The sequence below is a fragment of the Vibrio maritimus genome (genome assembly GCF_021441885.1).
In the GTDB taxonomy this organism is placed as follows: Bacteria; Pseudomonadota; Gammaproteobacteria; order Enterobacterales; family Vibrionaceae; genus Vibrio; species Vibrio maritimus_B.
This window is the reverse complement of record NZ_CP090438.1, coordinates 2,078,116-2,103,337: the sequence shown is the minus strand read 5'-3', so window position 1 is coordinate 2,103,337 and position 25,222 is coordinate 2,078,116. Positions and strand designations below refer to the sequence as shown.

General features: G+C 44.9%; 20 protein-coding genes. 10 read left to right on the top strand and 10 right to left on the bottom strand.

What is annotated here, in order from left to right; all coding sequences use genetic code 11:
* Positions 1 to 29 precede the first annotated feature (29 nt).
* The 4 genes from LY387_RS09635 to LY387_RS09620 all read right to left on the bottom strand — a co-directional run bounded on the left by LY387_RS09635 (position 30) and on the right by LY387_RS09620 (position 5,612).
* A complete protein-coding gene (locus tag LY387_RS09635) occupies positions 30 to 1,631 on the bottom strand; it encodes a BCCT family transporter (protein ID WP_234493917.1) in 1,602 nt (533 codons plus the stop codon).
* A 9-nt stretch (positions 1,632 to 1,640) separates the two neighbouring features.
* Positions 1,641 to 2,978 carry a dimethylsulfonioproprionate lyase DddP gene (dddP, locus tag LY387_RS09630; RefSeq protein WP_124941054.1) on the bottom strand — a complete coding sequence of 446 codons (1,338 nt, stop codon included), beginning with the start codon at positions 2,976 to 2,978 and terminating at the stop codon, positions 1,641 to 1,643.
* Between the two features lie 524 nt (positions 2,979 to 3,502).
* Entirely contained in the window at positions 3,503 to 4,522 is a 1,020-nt protein-coding gene (locus LY387_RS09625) for an aldo/keto reductase (RefSeq protein ID WP_124941053.1), read from the bottom strand.
* A 205-nt stretch (positions 4,523 to 4,727) separates the two neighbouring features.
* The gene (locus LY387_RS09620) at positions 4,728 to 5,612 is read right to left on the bottom strand and encodes a LysR family transcriptional regulator (protein ID WP_234493916.1); all 885 of its coding nucleotides are present in this window, start codon (positions 5,610 to 5,612) and stop codon (positions 4,728 to 4,730) included.
* Positions 5,613 to 5,828: 216 nt separating this feature from the next.
* Here LY387_RS09620 and LY387_RS09615 point away from each other — a divergent pair, with 216 nt between their 5' ends.
* Positions 5,829 to 7,334, top strand: coding sequence for an aldehyde dehydrogenase family protein (locus LY387_RS09615; protein ID WP_234493915.1), 1,506 nt, complete (start codon positions 5,829 to 5,831; stop codon positions 7,332 to 7,334).
* A gap of 43 nt (positions 7,335 to 7,377) precedes the next feature.
* Positions 7,378 to 8,718 (top strand): lyase family protein, encoded by a 1,341-nt coding sequence (locus LY387_RS09610; protein ID WP_234493914.1) that lies wholly within the window; start codon positions 7,378 to 7,380, stop codon positions 8,716 to 8,718.
* 467 nt (positions 8,719 to 9,185) lie between these two features.
* Here the strand turns inward: LY387_RS09610 and rplY are convergent, their stop codons facing one another.
* The 5 genes from rplY to LY387_RS09585 form a co-directional block, all read right to left on the bottom strand.
* A complete protein-coding gene (gene rplY, locus LY387_RS09605) occupies positions 9,186 to 9,464 on the bottom strand; it encodes a 50S ribosomal protein L25 (RefSeq protein WP_042475403.1) in 279 nt (92 codons plus the stop codon).
* A 161-nt stretch (positions 9,465 to 9,625) separates the two neighbouring features.
* Complete coding sequence (locus tag LY387_RS09600; protein ID WP_234493913.1) at positions 9,626 to 10,993, bottom strand: ATP-binding protein; 1,368 nt, start codon at positions 10,991 to 10,993, stop codon at positions 9,626 to 9,628.
* Positions 10,986 to 11,642: a response regulator transcription factor gene (locus LY387_RS09595; protein WP_234493912.1), complete on the bottom strand. Its 657-nt coding sequence runs from the start codon at positions 11,640 to 11,642 to the stop codon at positions 10,986 to 10,988. Before LY387_RS09595 ends, LY387_RS09600 begins: the two co-directional genes overlap by 8 nt.
* Before the next feature lie 25 nt (positions 11,643 to 11,667).
* A complete protein-coding gene (locus LY387_RS09590; protein WP_234493911.1) occupies positions 11,668 to 12,075 on the bottom strand; it encodes a PepSY domain-containing protein in 408 nt (135 codons plus the stop codon).
* 72 nt (positions 12,076 to 12,147) lie between these two features.
* Entirely contained in the window at positions 12,148 to 13,884 is a 1,737-nt protein-coding gene (locus tag LY387_RS09585; RefSeq protein ID WP_234493910.1) for a DEAD/DEAH box helicase, read from the bottom strand.
* Between the two features lie 70 nt (positions 13,885 to 13,954).
* Between LY387_RS09585 and rsuA the strand changes: the two genes are divergently transcribed.
* From rsuA to LY387_RS09570, 3 genes are all read left to right on the top strand, one after another.
* On the top strand, positions 13,955 to 14,653 hold the full coding sequence (rsuA, locus tag LY387_RS09580; protein WP_042475411.1) for a 16S rRNA pseudouridine(516) synthase RsuA: 699 nt from the start codon (positions 13,955 to 13,957) through the stop codon (positions 14,651 to 14,653).
* Between the two features lie 216 nt (positions 14,654 to 14,869).
* Complete coding sequence (locus tag LY387_RS09575) at positions 14,870 to 16,075, top strand: Bcr/CflA family multidrug efflux MFS transporter (protein WP_234493909.1); 1,206 nt, start codon at positions 14,870 to 14,872, stop codon at positions 16,073 to 16,075.
* Positions 16,075 to 16,728 carry a DUF2913 family protein gene (locus LY387_RS09570; protein WP_234493908.1) on the top strand — a complete coding sequence of 218 codons (654 nt, stop codon included), beginning with the start codon at positions 16,075 to 16,077 and terminating at the stop codon, positions 16,726 to 16,728. The genes LY387_RS09575 and LY387_RS09570 overlap by 1 nt, the downstream gene beginning before the upstream one ends.
* A gap of 75 nt (positions 16,729 to 16,803) precedes the next feature.
* Here the strand turns inward: LY387_RS09570 and LY387_RS09565 are convergent, their stop codons facing one another.
* The gene (locus LY387_RS09565; protein ID WP_234493907.1) at positions 16,804 to 18,228 is read right to left on the bottom strand and encodes a DUF2867 domain-containing protein; all 1,425 of its coding nucleotides are present in this window, start codon (positions 18,226 to 18,228) and stop codon (positions 16,804 to 16,806) included.
* Positions 18,229 to 18,488: 260 nt separating this feature from the next.
* On the opposite strand from LY387_RS09565, the gene LY387_RS09560 reads away from it, so the two are divergent.
* The 5 genes from LY387_RS09560 to LY387_RS09540 all read left to right on the top strand — a co-directional run bounded on the left by LY387_RS09560 (position 18,489) and on the right by LY387_RS09540 (position 25,205).
* Entirely contained in the window at positions 18,489 to 19,160 is a 672-nt protein-coding gene (locus tag LY387_RS09560) for an ABC transporter ATP-binding protein (RefSeq protein ID WP_042475417.1), read from the top strand.
* Positions 19,141 to 21,594: an ABC transporter permease gene (locus tag LY387_RS09555; protein ID WP_234493906.1), complete on the top strand. Its 2,454-nt coding sequence runs from the start codon at positions 19,141 to 19,143 to the stop codon at positions 21,592 to 21,594. Before LY387_RS09560 ends, LY387_RS09555 begins: the two co-directional genes overlap by 20 nt.
* 9 nt (positions 21,595 to 21,603) lie before the next feature.
* Positions 21,604 to 22,710 (top strand): lipocalin-like domain-containing protein, encoded by a 1,107-nt coding sequence (locus tag LY387_RS09550; RefSeq protein WP_234493905.1) that lies wholly within the window; start codon positions 21,604 to 21,606, stop codon positions 22,708 to 22,710.
* A 307-nt stretch (positions 22,711 to 23,017) separates the two neighbouring features.
* Positions 23,018 to 24,187 (top strand): Na+/H+ antiporter NhaA, encoded by a 1,170-nt coding sequence (nhaA, locus tag LY387_RS09545; protein ID WP_234493904.1) that lies wholly within the window; start codon positions 23,018 to 23,020, stop codon positions 24,185 to 24,187.
* Between the two features lie 391 nt (positions 24,188 to 24,578).
* Positions 24,579 to 25,205 (top strand): TetR/AcrR family transcriptional regulator, encoded by a 627-nt coding sequence (locus tag LY387_RS09540; protein ID WP_234493903.1) that lies wholly within the window; start codon positions 24,579 to 24,581, stop codon positions 25,203 to 25,205.
* Positions 25,206 to 25,222: the final 17 nt, after the last annotated feature.

Genomic DNA, 25,222 nt, shown 5'->3' with positions numbered 1-25,222 from the left:
TTGATTTTAAGTAATCTAACTCAATATGATTACTTACCACCATGGATGACTTGAGCTTTCCTATATTCAATCTCCGTTTGCTCTGCTTTTCTAATCACTTCATCCAATTCCGCTCCTCTCGTTTTGGTTGCCGGAGCATATACTTCAAGATACACAGATTTCATAAACCCATAACTCATCATCGTTACCATAATGGCAAAAGGACATCCCATAATAACGAGTAGTGATTGAATAGCTGTCATACCTCCACTCATTAACAACAAGCTAGTGATGCCAGAAATAGCAATTACCCAGCCAATGCGTTGTGAAATCGGAGCATTGTCTTCGTCCTTTGATGTCAGAGTATTGATAACAAGCGTGCCCGAATCAGAGGTCGTGATAAAGAATACGAAAATGCTGAATAGTGCTAGGTAACTAGGCAGACTCCAATCAGAGACCAACTCAAAAAACTTAAACAGTGCTGATGAAGAGTTTGTCATTACAGCAGTGCTTAGCTCCTCAATACCTTGGTTATGAATAAGATCCAACGCACTATTACCAAATATTGTCAGCCATGCGAAAGAAAAACCTACAGGAATAACTAGTACTCCAACTACGAACTCTCGTATTGTTCTACCACGTGAAATTCGAGCGATGAACAATCCAGTTGGCGCAGCAAAGGCAATCCACCACGCCCAGTAAAAGAGAGTCCAACCATAAAACCAATCAGGGTTGGTAAAGGCATAAGTATCAAACGACAGTGGTACAAAGCTCGCTAAATAGTTGCCAATATTTTCAACGGTTGAGTTGAGGATGAAGGTGGTATTAGAGGCTAAGAAGACGTATGTCATTAGTCCAATGGCGACACAAATATTGATGAGTGATAGCGCTTTAATCCCTTTCTTTAGGCCAAGTACTAACGAAATACATGTCATTACACCAATGATTGTAATCAGGACAATTTGATTGCCTGTGCTGATCTCAACGCCAAGTACGTAATTTAAGCCAGTGTTTATTTGCTGAACACCAAATCCTAAAGGGGTAACGATACCAACCACTGTGGCGAGCACAGCAAAGACATCAATGGCTACGCCCAATGGTCCGTTGATTCGCTCGCCAAAGATTGGGTAAAATGCACTTCGCATTTCTAGTGGACGGCCTTTGCGATAGGCTGCGTAAGAAATGACAAGCGCTACAATGGTGTAAATAGCCCATGCATTGATTCCCCAGTGAAAGAAGGTGATATTCATTGCCTCTCTAACTGCGACATCGGTTTGAGCCTCCACGATCGGAGGGGTCATGTAGTGCATAACAGGCTCAGCGACGCCGAAAAAAACAAGCCCAATGCCCATCCCTGTGCTAAAGAGCATCGAACCCCATGCAAACCCTGAAAATTCAGGTCTCTCATTATCTTTACCGAGCCTTAAATCTCCAACACGGCTACATGCACTAAAAATTAAGATAGAGATAAACAATGCGACACTGCCCATATAAAACCAGGCAAACTTATGCGCGATGTAGTTTTTCAGATTTGAGAACATGTCAGTGCTTGCTTCTGGAGCAAGTAATACATAGACAAAGCACAGAGTTAAAATTATCCCAGCTCCTGCGCTTACAAGTAATTTATGAGTGTTTTTAGGTACGGATGTCATGTGCTGCTCCTACTTTAATAACTCTTTTTCAAATGGGTAGTTCGTTAGGTTTTCAAACCCATCCTCTGTGATAATAACTTGGTCTTCCAATTTGACCCCTTCTTTGCCGCCAACAGCGCCAACATATGCCTCAACACAAAGTGCCATGCCTGGCTCCAATACACCGTCATACCCATGACCTTCTAGATCTTCTGGATATCGTATTGAAGGGTACTCATCGCATAAACCGACACCGTGCATCATTACTCCATAGCGTTGTGGTCGGTATTTTTCAGGAAGTAAAAGGCCAGAGCGTGTTACTTCTTCGAATGTCATACCTGGTTTTAGTATTTCCATATTGTGTTGGATATGTTCATAGGCTACGCGGTATAAATGTCTCTGTTCTTCGGTAGCTTCTACATCACCGATTAGCCACGTGCGTGATAGGTCTGCACAGAATCCATAAGGACCAATGAGGTCGGTATCAAAAGCTAACAACTCACCTTCTTTAACTACGCGAGGACCGCACTCTTGGAACCATGGGTTTGTACGAGGTCCTGAAGACAGGATTCGACACTCTATCCATTCACCACCGCGCTTAATGTTTTCTGCATGTAACACCGACCAAATATCGTTTTCAGTGACGCCAGGAACAGTTGCCTCTTGCATTTTTTTCATTGCAATCTCTGTCGAAGCAATCGAACAGCGCATTGCGTTGATCTCATCAGTGTTTTTGACTGCTCTAGCTAGTTCCATCACTTCTTGGCCATCAAAGATATCGAGGCCTTGCTTATCGAGCTCACGCAAACCAACAATCTCGATCTTGTCTACAGCGATACGATTGCTCCCACCACCGTGACGCTTAACGATGTCAGCAATCTCTTTTGCAAAATGATGGGCGTGTTCATTGGTTCGATTTCCAGTTTCGAAGTAGAAGAATGACGCTCCATTACGTACTTCTTTCACAAGCGGTAGGTGTGCAGATAAATGGTCACAGTTATGGAAATCCCAAAGAATCATGTAGCCCTCTGCAGATACAAAACAAGCACGAGCGTGGTTGTGTGCAATCCAAAGCTGCATGTTGGTCGAATCTGTTGCATATCGAATATTCAAAGGATCAAATAACAACACCCCTGCCAAGTCACGGGCTTGCAATTGGTCTACAATGCGTTTTAATCGATACTCTCGCATTTTATGCAGATTTGGTGGAGTGAGACCTAGGTCTGCCCACTCTTGGAATGCAAGAGCAGTAGGCCCTATCTCGACTCTATCATTGTCGTTCACGCTTCCATCTGGTTTTAATTGTGCGGCACGTCGACGTGACGGATCTATTTTTCGATTGGAGCCAAGTACAAATTGGTTTGTCATTTTATTTCCCTTAATAAACCACCGTATTAACTGGGTTTAATGTTACAACAATGTTATTGGTGATTGATGGAAATAAAGTCTCATACCTAAGAACAAAATTCGCTGGGTAATGAATCCTTTGATTAAACAATCGGTTAGATTAAGTTGAGCTTGAATGTCTATATGCCAATAGTGATAGCCATCAATAACGCGTTGTTAATTGAGTGTTGCATTTTGAAAGGTTTACTTTTAGTTCTGTGAGCTAAGTTTAACTGCCTGACGTGCGTAAAAGCCAATATCATTCTAGGTATCAGTAAGTTAGGTTGATTTTGTAAAACCAGTGGCTTGTAAAACCCTTGGGTTAGCAATAGAAGTAGATGGAGATAGTTGAGCTAACTGTTGACTATATCCGGAAGGGGTCAAAAAGTGTTAAGTATGACTGGCGTCATTCAGGAAGCTGACAGTTATAGATGGGGTTTTCAAATTAAAAATACAAAAAATGGCACGTTAAGTGCCATTTGAATACAGTTTGAATTATATGCCATTTATTCAGCGTAAATACCTTTGGGAAGGCGAGCCTCTCGAGGTATACGATTTCCTGCGGTGTAATCGTTGATTATGTCGCAAGGCGTATAATTGCGTTCTAACTCAAATATATCATCTTGATCTAGATTCATTTCCAACGCAGCTAGAGCGCTATTGAATTGTTCAGGTGTATCAGCACCAACTAACATCGAGGAAACGTATTGTTTAGATAGTACCCAAGCTTGTGCTACCTGAGCGGGGGCTACGTTGTGCCTCTGGGCTACGCGGGCAACAGAAGTAGAAATATCTAATGAAGCCTTGTCGTTATACATTTCGGCAGTAAAGAAATCGGTTTTGTTTCGGTTAGACTGCAGATCATTAGTGAGAATACCCCGAGCAAGAGGACTAAATACCGACACTCCGATGCCTTGGTCTTGGCAATATGGAATCATCTCTCTCTCTTCTTCTCGGTAGGCACAATTATATTGTAGTTGCATGTTGATAGGTTTTACCCAACCGTTTTGATCACATACCTGGATGATCTTAGCGAGCTGCCATGTATACATGGTTGAAACACCAATATAGCGAGCTTTGCCTGATCGAACGATATCATTCAGCGCGCACATTGTTTCTTCTATAGGGGTGTTTACATCAAAGAAATGAAGCATATAAATATCTACATAGTCCATCTTCATACGCTTTAGCGATGCGTCAATGGAGTTCATTATATGCTGGCGAGAATGGCCTTGTGCGTTGATGTCATCATTCATTTGGTAGCCAACTTTAGTTGTTACAATCAGTTTGTCACGTTGTCCAATGCGATTGAGAACATTACAAACGACTTCTTCACCTGCCCCATATGAGTAAAAGTCTGCTAGGTCGATAAAGTTAACACCATGGTCGATAGCATGACGAATGATTGGTTCGCTCTCTTTCTCATTAAAGATCCAAGGCTTCCATTCTTTAGAACCCATGTTCATCGTTCCAAGGCACAAACGAGACACCTTGAGGCCAGAGTTACCTAGTTGTACGTATTCCATATTCACCTCTCGCATTATGTAAACGAAATGTTTAATTTTTGTTTGTTGACCTGAGTATTTAGATTCAAAAGCCAACAAAACACGAGTGAATATAAGTTAGGCTTGTATGAGTTTAGTTCATTACCGCATGCAAGGTGAATTTAAAACCTTAAAAAACAATTGGTTATATTTTTGCCTTCAATAGGGGTTATTTGAAAAATTGAAGCTAAGACACGCTAAGACACTCTTCTTTCAACCAGGACACAAATGCTTCAACTTTACTCGTACCGACTTTGGGAGTCGGGACATGAATGAAGTACCCATAGCGACTGCGGCATTGTAGAGGGTGGAACTGAATGAGCTCTTGTTTTTTAAGTGAGTGATAGACCATATTGAGATCTACAACCGCGAACCCGCCCCCAGCGATAGCTGTATTTATCACCTGTTCTTGAGTACTCATCGAAATCCCTTTTCGGTGTCCCTCTGCCAATTGGATATTTGCTGATTCAAGCCAGTCTTTCCATGCTGGGAGGTTATGGCCGTGGTGGCGAATATGGAGCATCTTATGTGTATGCGCCTCAATATTCATGCTCTCGGTAACAAGATCTTGATTGCAGACTGCTACGTATTTTTCTTTAAACAACAAGTTGTCTTTTGCATAGAACTCACTGACTTCATCAAAGAGGATTTCAATATCGTATAGGGTACTTTGTTCTCGTTTGCTATAGATCTGTAAGTCATACTGAGGAAATACTTTTGCAAAGTTAACGAGGTGAGCACTCAACCAACGACTGGTAAATGTTGGAGGGGCTAGGACAACTAATCGCTGTTGGAGATTGGGGTTTCGTATGACCTCTAATCCTTTCTCAACCTCAGATAGAGAACGAGAAATTGTGTCGAGAACTTGCTCGCCAATCGGAGTTAACTCAAGAAGCCCTCGAGCAGATGTGCGTTTGAAAAGCGGTACACCTAAATACTCCTCAAGTTGCTTTATCTGTTTGCTAACCGCCCCCTGTGTAACATTTAAGATGTTTGCCGCAGCGGTGAAACTCAAGTGGGTGCCTGCAACTTCAAATACTCGAACTGCATTAAGCGAGGGTAGCTGTCTCATTATCTTGCTCCTAGTCACAAATACAGCGACCTAGAACTCAAACTCAGTCACTGCGTTTCACATTAACTTCCGCAATAGCGCGCTTTTATAGATTTTTCTGAATTCTAATGATTAAATTTCATATGTTAATTACTTTTATTCAGTTGTTGTAAAATTGTGACATCTGTAAATTTTTAAGGACTGACCACAATGACAAATGCGCAGTTTGGAGAAAATATGGATACTCAATACAATTTAGCGATCACTACAGCTAAAGAGTGGCTAAGCAAAGATAAAAAGCAATTTATTGGTGGCCAATGGGTTCTCGGCAACTTAGAGAATAATTGGATGGTTACCAACCCTAGCAATAGAGATGTGTTGTGTAACATCCCTTTAGCTGATGAGCAGTTAGTTGAAGAAGCGGCGGCTGTTGCCTCACAAGCTCACCAATCTGGTGTGTGGAGTAAAGTGAGTAGGACTGAACGAGCTAAAGTTCTTCGCGATATTGCTCAAGTTATTCGTGATCATACTGAAGTCTTAGCGGTGCTAGAGACGCTACCAAACGGGAAACTTTTAACAGAGTCGTTGGCAGATGATATCCCAACTTGTGCTGATATCTTTGAGTACTATGCAGGTTGGACTGACAAGTTTTATGGCGAAACGTCACCTGTCGACCCTGAGTACCTTAACTTCACGAATAAAGAGCCGGTTGGCGTATGTGCGCTTATCGCACCTTGGAACTTTCCTCTTTATCAGGCCGCGTTGAAAATTGCTCCGGCCTTAGCTATGGGGAATACGGTTATTCTTAAACCATCCGAGTTTACACCTTTGACCTCCTTATATTTGATAGAAAAAATTGTTGAAAACGTTGATATTCCAGACGGTGTTTTAAACTTAGTAATTGCTGATGGAGCGGCTTCAAATCAACTAACAGTCAGCAATAATGTGCAAAAAGTTTCCTTTACGGGCAGTACACCAATTGGACGCAAAATTATTGAGAATAGCGGCCAATCAAACATGAAATCAGTCACGCTTGAGCTTGGCGGTAAGTCTCCTTGTATCTTCTTTGAGGATACTGAAAACTTGGATGCAGCTATTGATCGTGCCTTTACTGTTATGTTCTCTCACAAAGGTGAAAAGTGCTCCGAACCAACACGATTCTTAATTCAAGAAGGAATTTATGACTATGTTCTCGAGAAACTGATTGCGAAAGCAGAGGCTGTTAAGTGTGGTGATCCGTTAGATCCTGAAAGTGAACAAGGGCCTCAATGTAATGAAGCGCAGTTCAATAAAATCATGTCTTACATTGAGATAGGTAAAACCGAAGCGAAACTGGTTGCTGGTGGTACGCGAGATACATCAAATGGGAATGATAACGGTTACTTTGTGCGACCAACGATTTTCTCAGAAGTACCTGAAGATGCCCGTATAGCTCGTGAAGAGATCTTTGGGCCAGTGCTCTCTTGTATCAAATTCAAAAGTGAAGAAGACGCCGTTAGAATAGCTAACAACACGGAATATGGACTTGCGGCAGGTATATACACATCCAATGTGACTCGCGCACATCGAATGGTTGATCAGATTGATGCTGGTATGGTGTTTGTAAACAAATATGGTTGCTATGGACTTGCCAGCCCATTTGGAGGCTTTAAACAAAGTGGCTGGGGTAAAGAAATGGCCATTCATTCGCTATCTTCTTACACAAAGACTAAGAGTATTTGGGTCTACTACGGCGAAAGCTAATCAAATATGTTGGGCGGTCCTATCCGCCCAATTAAGGAAAATCATGCAATACAGAATCGAAGTCGATAATATTGGTGAAGTGAAAATTCCGGCGTTACTCCCTTATGGTGCTCAAACACAGCGAGCTCTATATCTGTACCCCGTAGACAATCAAAAAACACTTGGCGACTACGCTTCACTTATCAACGCTGTTTTACGTATCAAATTAGCTTCTGCTCGTGTAAACAGGGAAATAGGAGAAATGGATCCAGTACTTTCATTGAACGTTGAAAACACCTGTCAGTCCATATTAGAAAACTACCAAAGGGAGCTATTCCCCGTTCACGCATTTCACGGTGGTGGTGGGATTTCCGTTAATATGAATGTCAATGAAGTCGTCGCGAACATTGTCAATCACAGTTATTATGCCCAGCCCTACGGCACTTATTCTCCCGCTCATCCGAATGATACCATTAACATGAATCATTCAACGAGCGACTGCTTGCAAACCGCAAGTCACTTGGCTGCGATTGAAGCCCTTGACCGCTTAGATATAACCATCGAGCGCTTGATATACGCGCTTGAGTATTTAATAGCGAATCACAGCGACAGTTCTAAACTCGCCAGAACCTGTATGCAGGATGCTGTCACGATTGAGTTTAAACAATTCTGGAGCGGTTACTTAGCATCACTACACACCTATCAAATGCACCTTAAAGCGTGTCGCAATGACCTTCAGGCTGTTAATTTAAGCGGTAATATCATTGGTCGAAGTGGTGACTGTTCAGCGGCTTATGCCGAGCGTTGTATCTCAGTACTTTCAGGCGTTACCGGTATAGAGCTTCGCAAGAACGATAACTTGTTTCAATCCAGCCAATCATTCGATGCTCAAACTAATTGTGTGAGCCAGGTGGAGAACTTAGCGGGCTTTATTCTCAAGATAGCGAAAGACCTGCGTCTGATGTCTTCCGGTCCAGAGGGCGGTTTATCGGAAATTACGCTTCCAGCAGTACAGGCTGGTTCAAGTGCTATGCCAGGGAAAGTAAACCCTACGATTCCCGAGTTTGCCATTCAGTCTGCTATGCAAGCACAAGGGCATTGTTACTCATCTAAACAAGCACATATTCATGGAGAGTTAGATTATAACCCGTGGGGAATGCTACTGATTATCAATCTATTGGATGCGATAGATCACTTAGAGAAAGGTATTTCAGTACTAACTGAGAAGTGTATTCTCGGGATAGAAGTCAACTCAGAGACACAATCTCGTAATGAGTCTGCCTTAGTGCCACTCGTTGTACGGGTTAAGTCTAAGATTGGATACAAAGCGACTTTAGACCATGTTAAAGAGGCAACAAACTCGATTGAATTAAAAGAGACGTTACAAGAGATACTCAAGCGGTGACTTCTACTCATTAATAGTCACTAATACTGTAACCGGAATGCTAGATTGTGGCGACTAAAAAGTAGCGGAAAGCGGATTAAGCAGCCCAAATGACGTCCCTTAAAGAAAAATGGCACTTTATTGAGTGTTGGTATGTTGGCTAAATGGCTTTCCAGCTAGGCAATGTTTTGAATGGTTATTCACTTTTCTAGCCTGATGGTAGGGGCTGAAACGGGGGTTTTCAACTACTGTATATTGTAATTATTTTGTAATTTTACTGATCGTGAAGGGGAGTTCGAAGAAGAGGGAAGGGTAAAAAGTCTTTATTTACCAGAGGTTAAGAGAGTTTTGCTCCCTTTTAAAACGGTGAAACCCCGATGTTGGTAGCATCGGGGTTTCGAATTTTTTAAAATTCTTGGTTGGTAAGGCCGAGAATCTTTCTATGCATAAGGTTTGGATTAAATCCGATTAATTCCTTGGTAGGGGAATTAGATGCGGATGAAGTCCATGTGCTCAACTTTTGGCTTGAACGCGTGACGTTGAACGTCTTGTGGCTTAACCTTAACTTCTTCGCCAGCGATCACTAGAGTGATGCCTTCGTAGAATTCTGGCTTGTCCATTTGGTTTACGATGTCATCGTGGTTTAGAGCAACTGATACAGGTGCTGCTTCACCACCGTAAACGATTGCTGGGAATTGACCAGCGTGACGTAGGCGGCGGCTCGCACCCTTACCTAGTTCAGTACGTACTACTGCTTCGAATTTCATAGTTTTTACTCTCAAAATAGTAAAATTAACAAATACGTTTTGACATAGCGACCTAGTCAAAACTTTAATCGTTTTGAGTGATCGTAAAGATACTCTCAAAACGAGCGCGGATACTAACATTCATAGTGAGGCTCGGCAATAGCAAATTGCTTATAACTCTACTATTTTTCGCCCTTTGCGCGCTTTAGCTTAAGAACTGCGCGCAATCCGCCCATTTTACTCTCTCCAAGCTCCAATTGGCCACGATAACTGTGCGCCATTTCAGAGACAATGTTGAGACCAAGGCCGGTACCTGGGGTGCTTTCATCTAGGCGAACACCGCGCTTGGTTACCTCACGGCATTGCTCTAATGGAATGCCCGGTCCGTCATCTTCGATAATGAGTTCTACCTCAGATTCATCAATATCGTTAGAGTGAACGCGTATTAGACTATCACTCCATTTGTAAGCGTTCTCGAGTAGGTTACCGAGCATTTCGTCTAGGTCGGCTTTTTCTACGGCGACCCCAAGATCGGTATCAAGCTCACTGATTAGAGCAATTTCACGCTCCGCGTAGACTTTATCAAACGCGAGAGAAATGGCGTCGACACGCTCGCTAGGTGACGATTTTACCGCAAGGATGTTCATTGCACCTGCCATGCGTGCACGTCCCAAGTGATAGTCAATCTGAGCTTGGATTTGTGTTATTTGAGGTTGTAGCTTAGCCCTGTCTTCCTCAGACAAGCTCTCAAGCTCGTTTTTAAGTACAGACAATGGCGTCTTTAGGGCATGAGATAAGTTACCGGCGTGGTGTCTGGCTCGCTCCAATAGCTCTTGGTAATGGAATAGTAGGGCATTAAGATCTTTTACTAAAGGCGCAATTTCTTTTGGATACTGCTCATCTAATGAATGCTGCTCTGCGGTTCGTAACCGTTTTAACTCGCGCTGCATTTTGCCCAACGGTCGTAATGACCAGCTTACCTGACCAACGATGAGTGCGAGTATGCCCAGCACCATGATGCCGAGAATGAGCCATAGCTCTCCAGTTAGAGATTCAAGGGTATCGTCGATAGGGTCTTCATCTTGTCCAATAACAATCGTGACGCCGTCACTTACATCAGGTAAGAACAAAGTACGCTTGATGGCGATGAGCTTTTCATTGTTTGCACCAAAGTAGTGGGGGCGTTTGTCTTTACCTTTGGTTTGGAGCGTTTTATCCCACAAAGAGCGAGAACGCAAAGAGTCGCTCTTTGTGTTGATTTGCCAGTAAAGCCCACTGTATGGCTGATTGAAGCGAGGATCGGATAAGCGAGTCGCTAGAACTAGTTGACCTTCATCGTTAACCTCTAGGTTGGCGGCGATTTCATCCATCGCGTGCCCAAGTTGGATTTCGAGATCACTGATTAAGTAATCTCGCACTAGTCCTGGTATGGATACACCCGCCGCTATGGTCATCGCTGATAACCAGAGGGTTGCAGCAAGGAGTAGGCGAGTCTTGAGGCTGAGCTTTTTAACGCCTTGGCGCAGCTTTTCTTTAGAAAGGTTAGGCATTCAACTGATACCCAAGGCCTCGAACGGTCTTGATAACGTTTGGGGCAATCTTTTTACGGATGCGCCCGATAAACACCTCTATGGTGTTGGAGTCGCGGTCAAAGTCTTGTTTGTAGATATGCTCGACAAGCTCTGTGCGCGAGATGACTTTGTCTGCATTATGCATAAAGTAAGCGACAACCTTGTATTCAAGAGCGGTGAGGCTCACCGCACTACCTTGCCACATCACTTTAGATGTGCGCGTGTCCAAGCTGAGATCGCCAATCTGCATAAGGGGTGAAGCATTACCGGATGCGCGGCGCAGCTGTGCGCGAATACGGGCAATGAGTTCAATCATTTCAAATGGTTTGGTTAGATAATCATCAGCACCAGCATTAAGCCCTTCGACACGCTGTGTTAGGGTGTCGCGTGCACTAAGAATAACGACAGGTGTATTGATGCCTTCATCTCGAATGCCTTTTAGTACCGTAAGACCGTCGATCTTTGGCAGACCCAAATCGAGAACGATGGCATCCCACTCTTCAGAAGTCGCACGATAGAGGGCATCAATACCGTCTTGAGCCAGTTCAGGCACCCAGCCGGCACTTTCAAGAGTTTCTAGAATTTGTTCGCCCAACCTAGGGTCATCTTCAACAACAAGAATTTTCATTATTTTTCTCTTTTTATTGGTAACGTTATTTCTTGATAACTCGTTGTAGATTATGGCCTTTGATCTCCATCATCTCCAGTGTTGCCGCGTTGTATTCGACTTTAATGATGTCCTGGTCATGTAAAAGCTTTAGCTCGTAGATCCACTCATCATCGTCTTCTTCTAGCTCGACCTTGATGACTCGACCGTTAAGGTCGTTTTCTACCGTCGCAAACAGCTCGGAAAAAGGTTTTATAAGACCTTGCTGAACCGCTTCATAGACCTCGTCCTGATCTTCTTCAAACTCAATACGCGTATCGCCCGTTTCAACATCTTGAACGAGTTCATGGCCGCTTGGGTTGTCAGAAAAAAAGTTTGCATGAGCAACCAGCGGTGTCGCTATTGAGGTAAAAATAGCAAGTGTGGCAAGGGCTTTATTCACTTGGTTAGGCATAGCAAGATCTCAGCATTATCGAACATGGTATTAATATAAAACGTGAAATATGAATCAAACCTGAACGGTTTTTTAGTTTAACTCATCATCAAATACTTTATCGCGCATTTTCCAAAAACGTCCGCTTTTACGGGCGATGACAAACGCTGGTAATCTGAATCTGTGCTGGTTGTTGACCACCTTGGTCGGCGATGTGGCATCAAACTCTCTATGTTTGTCGGCTAAATGAGGACGAACGAACTTAGATAGAAAGGTTTGTTTTTGCTTTTTCGTAGTCAAAGACCAAAACTCGCTGACTTGCGCATCGTTATCGCCAGTATAGTTGACTCTAAGGCTACTTTTTCCTTTGTCGTCTTTGTGGACTTGAAGGTTCATATCAACACATTCGAACACCAGAGCATCTTTGAGATTGAGGGCCTCTTTTAGCTTTTTATCTGGATCGACCAAAGTTGCATCGCACTCGTGACAAATTCTCGCTGCAATGTCGTTGTCAGCCCCGCATTCATTACAGTACTTGGCTCTAAATCGGTAGTCGCAGTGCTCTCGCTCGCCGGTCTCTTCATCGGTAAAGTAGCCTTGGCATTTGCGACCAAAGTGCTCAATCAAAAAGCCATTGGCATCGAGTTTGCCCCAGAAGTCGTTGTTGAAGCCGCAAGCAGGGCAGGGAATGGTGATGATTTCGGAGTCTGAGTCTGGCTTTGGATTACCGACTTCGGGTTGGTAGAGATCATACGTGTTGCCCGCATAATCAAGTACCAAACACTCGGTTTTACCATCAGAAAGACGAAGACCACGACCGACAATCTGCTGATACAGGCTGACCGACTCGGTTGGTCGAAGAATTGCGATCAAATCAACATGCGGCGCATCAAAGCCTGTGGTCAGTACCGATACGTTGACTAAAAACTTTATCTCTCGTTGTTTAAATCGATTGATGATGTCATCGCGTTCAGGTGTCGGCGTGTCACCGATGACGATTTGACTAGAATCCTCGGGTAATAAAGAAAGGATTTCTTGCGCGTGACGCACAGTTGCCGCGAAAATCATCACGCCTTGTTTATCTTCACTGTAGCGGATGATTTGCTCCACGATTTGTGGGGTCGCGCGTTTGGACTGTTCGATAACCAAGTCCATCTCCGACTCTTTGTATTTACCCATGCTGGTGGGTTTTAACTGCGAGAAGTCATAACTCAGCACTGGGGCATCGATCAGTTTGGCGGGTGTTAGAAAACCTTCGTCGAGCAAGTATTGAATAGGAAGCTCGAAAATACAGTCTTTAAAGAAGCGGGGTTCGTCGCTTCGAACCAAGCCTTTAGTGTGATATTGATAGATCCAGCCCACTCCAAGTCGGTAGGGCGTTGCAGTAAGTCCTAGGATTTTAATGCCAGGGTTAATCTCGCATAAGTGGCTTATCACTTTTTGGTAACTGGAGGTTTTGGTTTCCGGTACGCGGTGACACTCATCAATCACTAATAGTGAAAATTGATTTGCAAATGCATCTAGGTTTCGGACCACAGACTGTACGGAAGCAAAGACAACCTGTTCAGAGGTTTCTTTGCGCCCGAGACCTGCTGAGAAAATGGAGCCTTTGAGACCGTATCCTTCGTATTTGGCGTGGTTTTGCTCAACGAGTTCTTTCACATGAGCAAGCACTAATACTCTGCCACGCGCGAGACGCGCGAGTTCGGCAATGACCAAGCTTTTACCGGCTCCAGTTGGCAGCACGATAACAGCAGGCGTGTCATTTTTACGGAAATAATGGATAACGGCTTTAACGGAGTCGGCTTGATAAGGTCGAAGCGTGTACATACGGCTCAGTTTTACTCTACATTTTGAAAAACCCCTCTATAATACCCCACGAAATGAAAACGAGGTATTCATGCGTTTAGATAAGTTTTTGTGTGACGCGTTAGGCGCAACACGTAAAGAAGCCACAAAAATCATCAAATCTGGTGATGTGACCGTAGATGGTGTGATTCAAAAGAGTGGTGCATTCAAGGTTACGGAAGAGAGCAGTGTTGAGTGGCAGGATCGTGAGGTTCGTATGCAAGGCCCTCGCTACATTATGTTATTTAAGCCAGATGGCTTTGTTTGTTCTCATGAAGATGGATTTAACCACACCGCTTTTATGTTGCTCGATGAAGTGAAGATGGAAAACCTTCACTTTGCTGGTCGACTAGATGTGGATACAACAGGTTTGGTTTTAATCACTGACGACGGTCAGTGGTCTCACAGAATCACCTCACCAAAACACAAGTGTGCGAAGACTTATCGAGTCTGGTTGGCAGACCCTGTTCAGCCTAATTATCAGAAAGCGTTTGAAGAGGGGATTGAGCTCAGAAATGAAAAAGCACCGACTCTTCCGGCGCAGCTTGAGGTTATCGACGATAAAGAAGTTCTGCTGACGATTCATGAAGGCAAATACCACCAAGTTAAGCGCATGTTTGCGGCACTTGGCAATAAGGTTGAAGGTTTGCACCGAGAGAGCGTTGGTGACATCGTTTTGGATGATATGCTAGAGCCTGGCGAGTATCGCTATCTCACTCAAGAAGAAATTGACTCAGTCTGGAAAAAGTAATACTAATAGTTTGATTTACAAAGTTTAGATTCACCCTGTGAATGCAATGGTCGCGAGCCTTCAATTTAATCAGCACTAACACCGGTTCGGTATTACGCTGACGACCTTCCTATTCTCGCGGCCCTTTTCACAACCATTCTCACTCAACGGGAAGTTGAGTAAAACATGAGCATAAAAGCAAGGAATGCGGCTCATCGACGTTTTGTTAGGAGCGATATGAGTTCTCAAACCACATCGCAGCCCAATACACCTCAACTTGGTTTGTTACTGTTTTTAGTGCTTGGCGCTATTGGCGCGTTGACGCCGCTGGCGATTGACATGTACCTACCTGCGATGCCAACGATCGCACAGGATATGGGTGTCACTGCTGGCGCTGTGCAGATCACGTTAACTGTGTATACCGCTGGGTTTGCTATTGGACAGCTTTTGCATGGTCCGCTTGCTGATAGTTTTGGTCGAAGACCAATCCTGTTATTTGGCGTGTTTTTCTTTGGCGTTGCGTCTGCCGTATGTGCGACGACGACCAGCATTGAGTCTTTGACTCTGGTTCGAACTGCACAAGGTTTTGCAGGTGCTGCGGCGGCAGTGATCATTCAGGCCGTCGTGCGTGATATGTTCGATAAAGAAGATTTCGCGCGCACTATGTCGTTCGTTACGCTTGTGATCACGCTGGCACCTTTGGTCGCGCCTATGATTGGAGGTCACCTGGCTGTTTGGTTTGGCTGGCGCTCGATTTTTTGGGTACTGACAGGCTTTTCGGTGGTGGTGATCGCCGCTGTGCTGTGGAAAATTCCGGAAACGCTGGCACCAGAAAACAGACAACCGCTGCGTTTTCGAACGACCATCAAGAACTATTTACGCCTGTGTCAAAATCCGGTCGCTATGGGACTTATTTTCTCGGGCGCGTTTTCATTTGCAGGGATGTTCGCATTCCTAACTGCTGGATCATTTGTCTATATTGATATCTATGGCGTATCACCTGACCAGTTTGGCTATCTGTTCGGCCTTAATATTGTGACTATGATTATCATGACGAGTATCAATGGTCGTTTGGTTAAGAAAGTCGGGCTGCATGGAATGCTGCGTTTTGGTATCGGTGTTCAGCTAGTTGCTGGGATGGGACTTCTGGTGAGCGGTGTGTTCGGACTTGGTATCTGGGGCATTGTGCCATTTGTGATGCTGTTTGTTGGAACCCTGTCGACGATCGGCAGTAACGCCATGGGGTTATTATTAAGTGGTTACCCGACAATGGCGGGCACGGCATCGTCACTCGCTGGTACGTTACGATTTGGTACCGGCTCTGTTGTTGGGGCGATTGTTGCCTTTTTACCTGGTGGCACCGAGTGGCCAATGATTGCATTAATGGCAATTTGTTCGGTATTATCCGCCGCCTTGTATTGGACGTTGGGAAAGAAAGCATAATGTCTGCATATTATTCAGAAATTCAAATGGTCGTGAACTCAGCTTTAGAAGAGTTAGCGGCAGAGCACGCTTCAGGTAAGCTGATTAACTCGCCTGTAACGAACAATCACTTCCTTGTAAGGTGGGTGACTCGTGCCATTAAGACTCAACGTTTTGGTAAAGCGACCAGTGCCAACTTAGTTCAATGGCAAAAAACAGGACGCTCTAAAGGCAATGATTCCATGCTAGAGCCGACATTTAAGCGCATCTCTGCATACTATGCTGGCTTTTTTGGTGGCGACATCGTTCCAATTACAGACAAAATGATTGAGCAGTTCATTGATGATATGGAAGCGGCAGGTTGGGGGGTATGTACTTCAGAAGTGCTGACGGATGGCAGCAAAGTGCAGTTCTTTACTGACGGCGCCAACTCGTTTGCGGTATGCGCTAACCAATGTGATGATTGTTTTGAAGGCGAGAACCTCATAAAACCGATGAGTTGGTTTATCCGCGGTAACCACGCAGAGTTTATTACTAAGGCGTATGAAGCGGGCTTTATGCTTCATAAAGTCACTGATTATAAGTCTAAGGTGAAGTACCACGGCGAGTACCTAGTATATCCATTGAATCAAGGTACGCAGCTTGCCGAGATCCCACTCTCTTTCAAGGCATAGTAGACTGATTTAACAAGAAAAGCGTAGCTAAATGGCTACGCTTTTTTCGTTTTGATAACGCGTAATTGTGAGCTTCTATTTCGCCTTGCGGACAATCGCGCGCACCATGCCTTTAAAGATAAACAGGTGAGCGGGCATCATGGCAAACCAATACAAAAGACCCAAAAAGCCTTTAGGGTGCCACCAAGCGCTAATGTTGATTTCTCTCTTATCTCCGTGATCGGTGATGGTGAACTCTAGTCGACCCAATCCTGGACCTTTCATCCCAAACAACAGAGATAGGAAATAAGGCTGCTCGCAACGAATGACCTTCCAAGAGTCAATAAAATCACCCACTTTTAGCTCAGGTCCATCTGGGGAGCGCCTAACAGGTCTTCCTCCACCGAAGAAGATATCTAGCCATTCTCGAGTACGCCACAGAATGTTTGCGAAGAAGTAACTGTCTTTAGGGTCGCCAATGGTTTTCACCACATCCCAAAGTTGCTCGGCGGTTTTGGACGTGGTGAAGCTCGCGCCTGTTTTCTTAGGGTAGTATCCGTAACCCGCTTGCCAACGACTGAGTGCCGCTGGTTCAAATCCCCATACATTGCTTCGAATAAACTTACCGTCTTGTTCGATACTGGTTTTGACCGCTTGCTCGTAGGAAATCAACGTCTGTGGGAAACGTTGTCGAATTGCTGAAGAGTCTGCAATGAAATCGTGCTCCAATCCTGCAAGGAGTGCACGGCCAATACTCGATGGTACCGATGTAACGACGCCGAGCCAATAGGAAGCAATCTTGGGTGTAAGAAGAGGGGTAGCCCATAATCGCAGTGGCTTGCCAATTTGTTTGCAGATAGTCGCAAACTGCTCTCGGTAGGAGAGAGTATCTGGGCCGCCAACTTCGTAGATTTCAGTAGTCGGGGACGTCTCTTTAGCGAGTTCAATGAGGTAATGGTTCAGATTCTCAAGCGCGATTGGATTGGCTTTCGATTCCACCCATTTAGGCGCAATCAAAACAGGAAGGTTATAAACAAAGTCGCGCATTATTTCGTAGGCGGCTGAGCCCGGACCAATGATAACACCAGCACGAAGCTCGGTGATGGGGACTTTACTGGTTCTAAGTAGCTTGCCTGTGGCTTTGCGTGCCGCTAAGTGCTCAGAGTTTCCTGTTTGCGGCTGTATCGCACTCAGATAAATCACGTGTTGGACGTTGCTTAGCTCTAGGGCGTCCCGAAAGTTTTGAGCTAGAGAGAGCTCGTAGTCGAGAAAATCATGTCCATGTGCCATGCCGTGGACAAGAAAAAAGACGATATCGAACTGAGGCACCAACGAAAGGGTGGCATTTCGATCGGCAAGATCCAAATATTCGAATGTCAGTTGAGAGTGGGGCAGTACCCGCGCTTTTAGGTAATCAATCTGCCGTGCGGCTGCGGTGACTTGGTATCCTTGGTCTAATAGAATAGGGATTAATTGAGATCCGACGTAACCGGATGCTCCTAAGACTAAAACGCGCTTCATTTGTATCCCTCAAATAAACTATCTCTCTAAAACTTATCACAATTTTCAGACTTTTTAGAAAATCTTGGTGTAAATTTCATCGCTATTTAATGAAATGAAACACGAATAATCGACAGGTCTAACAGTAACAAACTGGTGCCTTGTTTCGCCTTGGCAGTGAAGGGGCAGAATAGTCAGGTTATCTCCGTGATTACCCTTCCTTGTGAGGCGTTTTTAGTGTAGATTCAGTGTCCAAATTTTCGTTTGTTTAAAGAGTATTAATGCTTAAGTTGTCTGACCTTAGCAAAGGCTACATTGACGGTGGTGAGTTTCATCCCGTACTGCAAAGTGCAGAGTTAACCCTGTCGCAAGGTGAACAGTTGGCATTAATGGGCGAAAGTGGCTCTGGCAAAAGTACTTTGCTGAACTTGATTGCGGGCATTGATAAGGTTGATTCCGGTGAAATTTGGTACCCAGATTTTGCCATGCACGAAGCCAAGGAAAGCCAACGTACGGCTTATCGCCGCAACAATATTGGCCATATTTTCCAGCAGTTTAACCTGTTGCCTACTTTGAACATCGCCGATAACATTCGCTTTTGTCGTCAGATCAAAGGCTTGCCTGAAGACCGTGGTCTATGGCGTCAAATTTTGTCTGCGCTCGACTTGATGGCTTTGCTTGGTCGTTACCCTGAAGAGATTTCGGGTGGACAGCAGCAGCGTGCTGCGATTGCTCGTGCGTTGTATATGGAGCCTAAAATACTCTTAGCGGATGAGCCAACTGGAAGCCTCGATGAGCGCAACGCTGAAGCGGTCATGCGCCTTCTTACCTCACTGACTCGTCATCTAGAGTGTACCCTGTTGGTCGTCACACACAGTGAGAAGGTGGCGTCTCATATGGATGGATCGATTCGCCTTCAAGGGGGGCAATTGCATGTTATGGCCCGTAGTTAAGGCACTACTTGGGCACTACCGTCGCCATCCTCTTCAAATTCTTCTAGTCTGGCTTGGTTTAACCCTAGGGGTTTCACTCTTGGTGGGCGTTACGGCCATCAATCACCACGCCAAACAAGCCTATGCCAGCGGCGAACGTTTGTTTGCTAATCCGGTACCTTATCGCATTCGTCCTAAACATGCGGAAACTAAGATCCCGCAAGGTTTCTATATTCAACTTCGACGTGAAGGCTTTAAGCAGTGCGTCCCGTTTGATATCCAAAAAGTGACAACCAATGATGGTATAGAACTCAACCTTGTTGGTGCTGATCCTATCTCGCTGCTGCAACTAAAGCATAGAGTCACTATTGGTGACATCGCTTCGCAAGACCTGATTAAAGTACCGACCACCATCCTTGTTAGCCAAGATCTTGCCGAGCACAAGGGTTGGAAAGATGGCGACTCTATTACGCTTGATAGTGGACTTGTCTTAGGACCAGTGAAGGTTGATCAGAAAGCTGGCATCAAAGGGATGCAGGTGGTTGCTGACATGTCTTTGGTTCGCGCGATCAAGCGATCCTCTGGTCTCTCTGTGATTGCTTGTGGCGATATGAGCCCAGCTCAATTGGAGAAGCTAAGAAAGTTGATTCCTAATGGGATGACACTGTCGCGTAGCTCGCAGTCAGAGTTAGAGTCACTGACAGCTGCGTTCCATACCAACTTGTCAGCAATGAGTATGCTGTCGTTTGTAGTGGGCCTCTTTATTTTCTATCAAGCAATGTCACTTTCGCTTGCACAAAGACAGCCATTGGTAGGTAACCTAAGACAAGTGGGTGTCTCTGGCTGGCAGTTGACACAGGCGCTGTGTTTAGAGCTCGCTGTCCTGGTCTTTTTAAGCTGGCTATGCGGAAACGTATTTGGTCTAGTACTTGCTAATCAATTGATCCCTGCGGTTTCACAGAGCTTGAGCGATCTTTATGACGCGAATATTGGTTTGACGATCGATTGGAGTTGGGAGTGGAGCCTCTACAGCTTAGTCCTCGCACTGTCGGGTGCAATTATTTCTTGTGGCTGGCCATTAATCCGCTTGCTTAAGACGCAGCCGATTCGATTGTCTGCGCGCCTTTCCTTAATGCGCTTTACCGGCGCAGAGTTCACCTGGCAAGCATTTGTCGCGTGTGGGTTGTGCGTTGCTGCGATCGCGATCTACCAAGCGCCTAAGTCGCAAAACTCCGGTTATGCCATCATTGTATTAATGCTGCTCAGCGTAGCCCTAATCACCCCATTTATCACCTGGAAGATATTCACCCTGTTCTCATATTCATTGCGCTGGGTGAAACTTCGTTGGTTCTTTGCTGATGCAGCGGCGAGTATGAGCTATCGTGGTGTTGCCAATATGGCGTTCATGCTGGCTATGGCGGCGAATATGGGCGTTGAAACTATGGTGGGTAGCTTTAGAGACACGACCGACCGATGGCTGACTCAAAGATTGGCTGCGGATATCTACGTCTATCCAACGAATAACAGTGCGGTTCGCATGAGCCGTTGGCTGGAAGCTCAGCCAGAGGTAGAGCGAGTCTGGTGGCGCTGGGAAGAAGAGATACCAACAGAATCAGGACTGATGCAAGTCGTGAGTACTGGTGATTCCAATGGTGAGATGGATGCGCTGACAGTGAAAATTGCTGTCCCTAACTATTGGTATCATTTACATCATTCACGCAGTGTGATGATCAGTGAGTCGATGGCATTGAAGCGTGACTTAAGACCGGGCGATTATGTCAATCTAGGAGCACCGCTGGGCAAAAACTGGCATGTTGTCGGCGTGTATTACGACTATGGTAATCCCTATGACCAAGTGCTGTTGTCTCAAAATCGCTGGTTAGCGAATCTTGCTGGTAGCGGTGATGTTGCATTGGGGGCAGTTCTTAACGATAAATCCCAGTCTCTGTTTGTCGAGCAAAGATTGCAGTCTACGTTCCGCCTAAGTAGCGAACGTATTTACGATAATACGTCGATTCACAACAAAGCAATGACGACGTTTGATCGAACCTTTGCTATTGCCGATACACTGGGGAACATCACCCTAGTTATCGCGGTGTTCGGTATCTTCTTTGCAACTATCGCTGGCGAGATAACACGTCAAAAGCATACCTCGCTTTTGCGGTGTCTTGGTGTCTCCGGAAAAGAACTAGTCCTAATTGGCGGCTTGCAACTTTTGGTGTTTGGTTTGATTTCAGCGGCCATTGCCATGCCGTTGGGTATTGCACTTGCTCAGTTGATTGTCGATATTGTGATTAAGCAATCTTTTGGATGGTCACTTCAGCTACAGATCGTGCCTTGGCAGTACTTGGGGACGTGTTTGTGGTCTTTGGCCGCGCTGGTGGTTGCAGGTGCATTACCTGTTCTTAAGCTCATTCGAAACAGTCCGATTCATTCGTTAAGGGATGCGCTATAAATGAGTCGAATGCAGAAACTTATCTTCGTCTGTTTGTTGATTGTCGTTGTCGCTGGCACGGTGATATGGCTTGCTAAGCCAGAGAACAACCGAATCAAGGTGACGAAGACAAGCCAGATAAATGCTATCTTCGGCTCCCCAGGTAAGAAAGTATTTGAGCCAGTACTCCCTGATAGGGAAGTGGTACTACCGAGAGATTTTCGTTTCCATCCCGAGTTTCAACATGAATGGTGGCAAGTCGTTGCTCAGCTAGAAGATGAGGCGGGTCAAATCTATTGGTTACGTCTTCGTTTCTTCCGTTATGCGAGTGATGATCGCGTTGCGACTGGTTGGCAAGATCCTCAGATCTATATTTCTAACGTCGTACTCAATAGCCATTTGGGTATGTTTACCGACCAACGCATAGCACGCGGTGGCATTGGCCAAGCTGGTGGGCTTAGCCGTCCATTCCGAGTATGGATTGACGATTGGTCATGGCGCTCACTATCGAGTGAGCCACTGCCGGGCAACCTTAAAGTCGCGACAGAAGAGTTTGCCATTAACCTTCAACTGACTGCGGTTGGTAACTACGCGGTTCTGGGTGATAAGGGCTATCAGATTAAACACGATCTCCTTCCGCGCGCCTCTTATGTCATTGAAACGCCATTTGTGCGAACTTTGGGAAGTTTGTCGCTTGCTGACGGTCGATTGCTAAAAGTCAAGGGTCGAGCCTGGCTGAGCAAGGAGTGGGGCAGTGAGTTAGTTGGTGCCAATTATGTCGGCGAAGACAACTTTATTCTGTGGCTAGATGACGCTAAGGCGCTGATGGTAAGTCGTTATCGCTATAAAGATAATATGCCCTATACCAGTGCTGCGATAGTGGATAGAAAAGGCAATGTTACCAATATTTCTACAGAGGACATCGCTCTCAAAGCACTTGGTTATACAGAATTCGAATCAGGAGTTCGTGTTCCCTTGAGTTGGAGCTTACGTATTCCGAGTCAAGGCATTGACCTTGTTGTGAAGGCTCGTAAACGAGATAACTGGGTCAACTTCGTTGTCCCCCAGTGGCAAGGGGCAGCAATGGCTAACGGCTCTCACAAGGCTCAAGGATTCATGCAACTAAGCGGCTACTAAGCCGCTTTTTTCTTGCCTGTTATTCAGTTACATATGTAATGCTTTGTTACTCTCTCCTTAAAGCTTCCCTTGCTAGAATGATATTGACATTGATTAGTCTGGGCTAAGCCATTCATTCATCAGCGCAATCTATGCTCTATACTTTTACTAATGTTGCCAAAATGGTATACATATCTCGAATCTTACAAGAGTATTATTCGGATATTTCTACAATTAACATCTGTAGAATCGATTTTTTATGGAATTTAACTAGATATACAATTTTTAACATTCAAACAATGTGAATAAATATTAAGGGCTTTACATTATGAATGACGTCATTCGTAACTTTTTTAAGATGGAATCGGCAGGGGGCATCATCCTCGTTATTGCTGCGGCAATTGCGATGTTTATCGCCAACTCTCCACTGAATGAATTGTATCAAGGCGTGCTTCATACCTACGTTTTCGGTCTGTCTATTTCACACTGGATCAACGATGGTTTGATGGCAATCTTCTTTTTCTTGATCGGATTGGAAGTGAAGCGAGAGTTGCTTGAAGGCGCGTTGAAATCCAAAGAAACGGCTATCTTCCCAGCAATTGCAGCAGTCGGTGGTATGGTTGCTCCGGCTCTTATCTATGTTCTTTTCAACGCGGGTGACGCGGAAGCGATGAGTGGTTGGGCGATTCCTGCTGCTACTGATATCGCGTTCGCACTCGGTATCATGGCACTGCTCGGTAAGCGTGTACCTGTTGCACTTAAAGTATTCCTACTTGCTCTTGCTATCATCGATGACTTGGGTGTTATTGTGATTATCGCACTGTTCTACAGCAGCGACCTATCAACTATCGCTTTGACACTTGGTTTCATAATGACGGCCATATTGTTTGTACTTAACGCTAAGAAGGTCACTAGTATCCCTGTGTACCTAGCTGTTGGTGCTGTGCTCTGGGTAAGTGTACTGGCATCGGGTGTTCACGCGACGCTGGCAGGTGTAGTGCTGGGCTTTGCTATCCCACTCAATGGTAAGCCCGGTGAGCATTCGCCGCTTAAACACCTAGAACACGCGCTTCACCCATATGTGGCATTTGGTATTCTACCTATCTTTGCATTCGCAAATGCAGGTATCTCGCTTGAAGGTGTATCAATGTCAGGACTGACCTCTATGCTGCCACTTGGCATCGCAGCGGGTCTTCTTATTGGTAAGCCTCTGGGTATCTTCACATTCAGCTGGGCTGCAGTGAAAATGGGTGTTGCTAAGTTGCCTGAGGGTGTGGACTTCAAACAGATTTTTGCAGTGTCAGTGCTGTGTGGTATTGGTTTTACTATGTCTATCTTTATTGCGTCACTTGCCTTTACAGGTGTGAGTGCCGAGTTTGATACTTACGCAAGGCTAGGCATCCTGATGGGCTCAACTACAGCAGCAGTTCTAGGTTATATCCTATTGAACTTCTCCCTTCCAAAGGAAGCAGCTCCTGAGCCAAAAATACAATATTAAACACTCAGGCATTGCAGTGACTAAGAAAAAACCCAGCTACGGCTGGGTTTTTTACGTTTGCGGTGTTCTACAGGCAAAAAAAAGCCCAAACCAACAAGGGGTTTGGGCGGATACAAATAGGAGTTAATAAGAAAAAAGCAGCATGTAGTCAACATAGATAAAACAGTGGCATAGAGAAAACTCATTCTTTGCTGATTACACTTTAATAGACCCACCTAAAACCAAATAGTTCACATCAGAATGAAGAATTTTTCATAAAATTATTTATTTCTTTTAAAACAATGAATTGTGAATCTTGTCCGACCAGTAGTTAAAAAGTTTGATGTTAATCGCTTGTTATCCCTGTGTTGCGGGAGTATATTCAAACATATGTTTGATACGGGTGATTGAAATGACGACGAGAGTAACCACGAAGGACAAGATTCTAGATGTAGCCGAGGTATTGTTCGCTGAGCATGGCTTCAATGACACCTCGTTGCGCACCATTACTAGTAAAGCAAACGTTAATTTGGCGTCGGTAAACTATCACTTCGGTGACAAGAAGACGCTAGTACGAGCGGTGTTGAACCGCTACCTAGAAGCATTTATGCCGGCGGTTGAAAAAGCGCTGTACGAGTTGAACGACCGAGATGACTACAACATGGTTGATGTCTTCCAGTCACTGAAAGGACCACTCCTAGAACTTAATAACCTAAAGCCAAACGGTGCAAGCCGCTTTATGTCATTGGTTGGAAGAGGGTATACCGACGTACAAGGTCACTTACGCTGGTTCATCACGACGCGTTACACCGAAGCATTAGCAATGTTTACTCAGTCAGTGATGCGAGCAAACCCTAAGTTAGATGCAGAGACGTTGTTCTGGCGCTTACACCTAACACTAGGTACTTGCGTATTCACTATGGCTTCTAGTCAGGCATTGTCTGAAATCGCGTTGAGCTCGTTTGAGAAAGAGATCAGCGCCGAAGCAATTATTGACCAAATCATTCCTTACCTTGCAGCGGGTGTCGCTGCAGAGTAACGCTTTTAATCAAAACA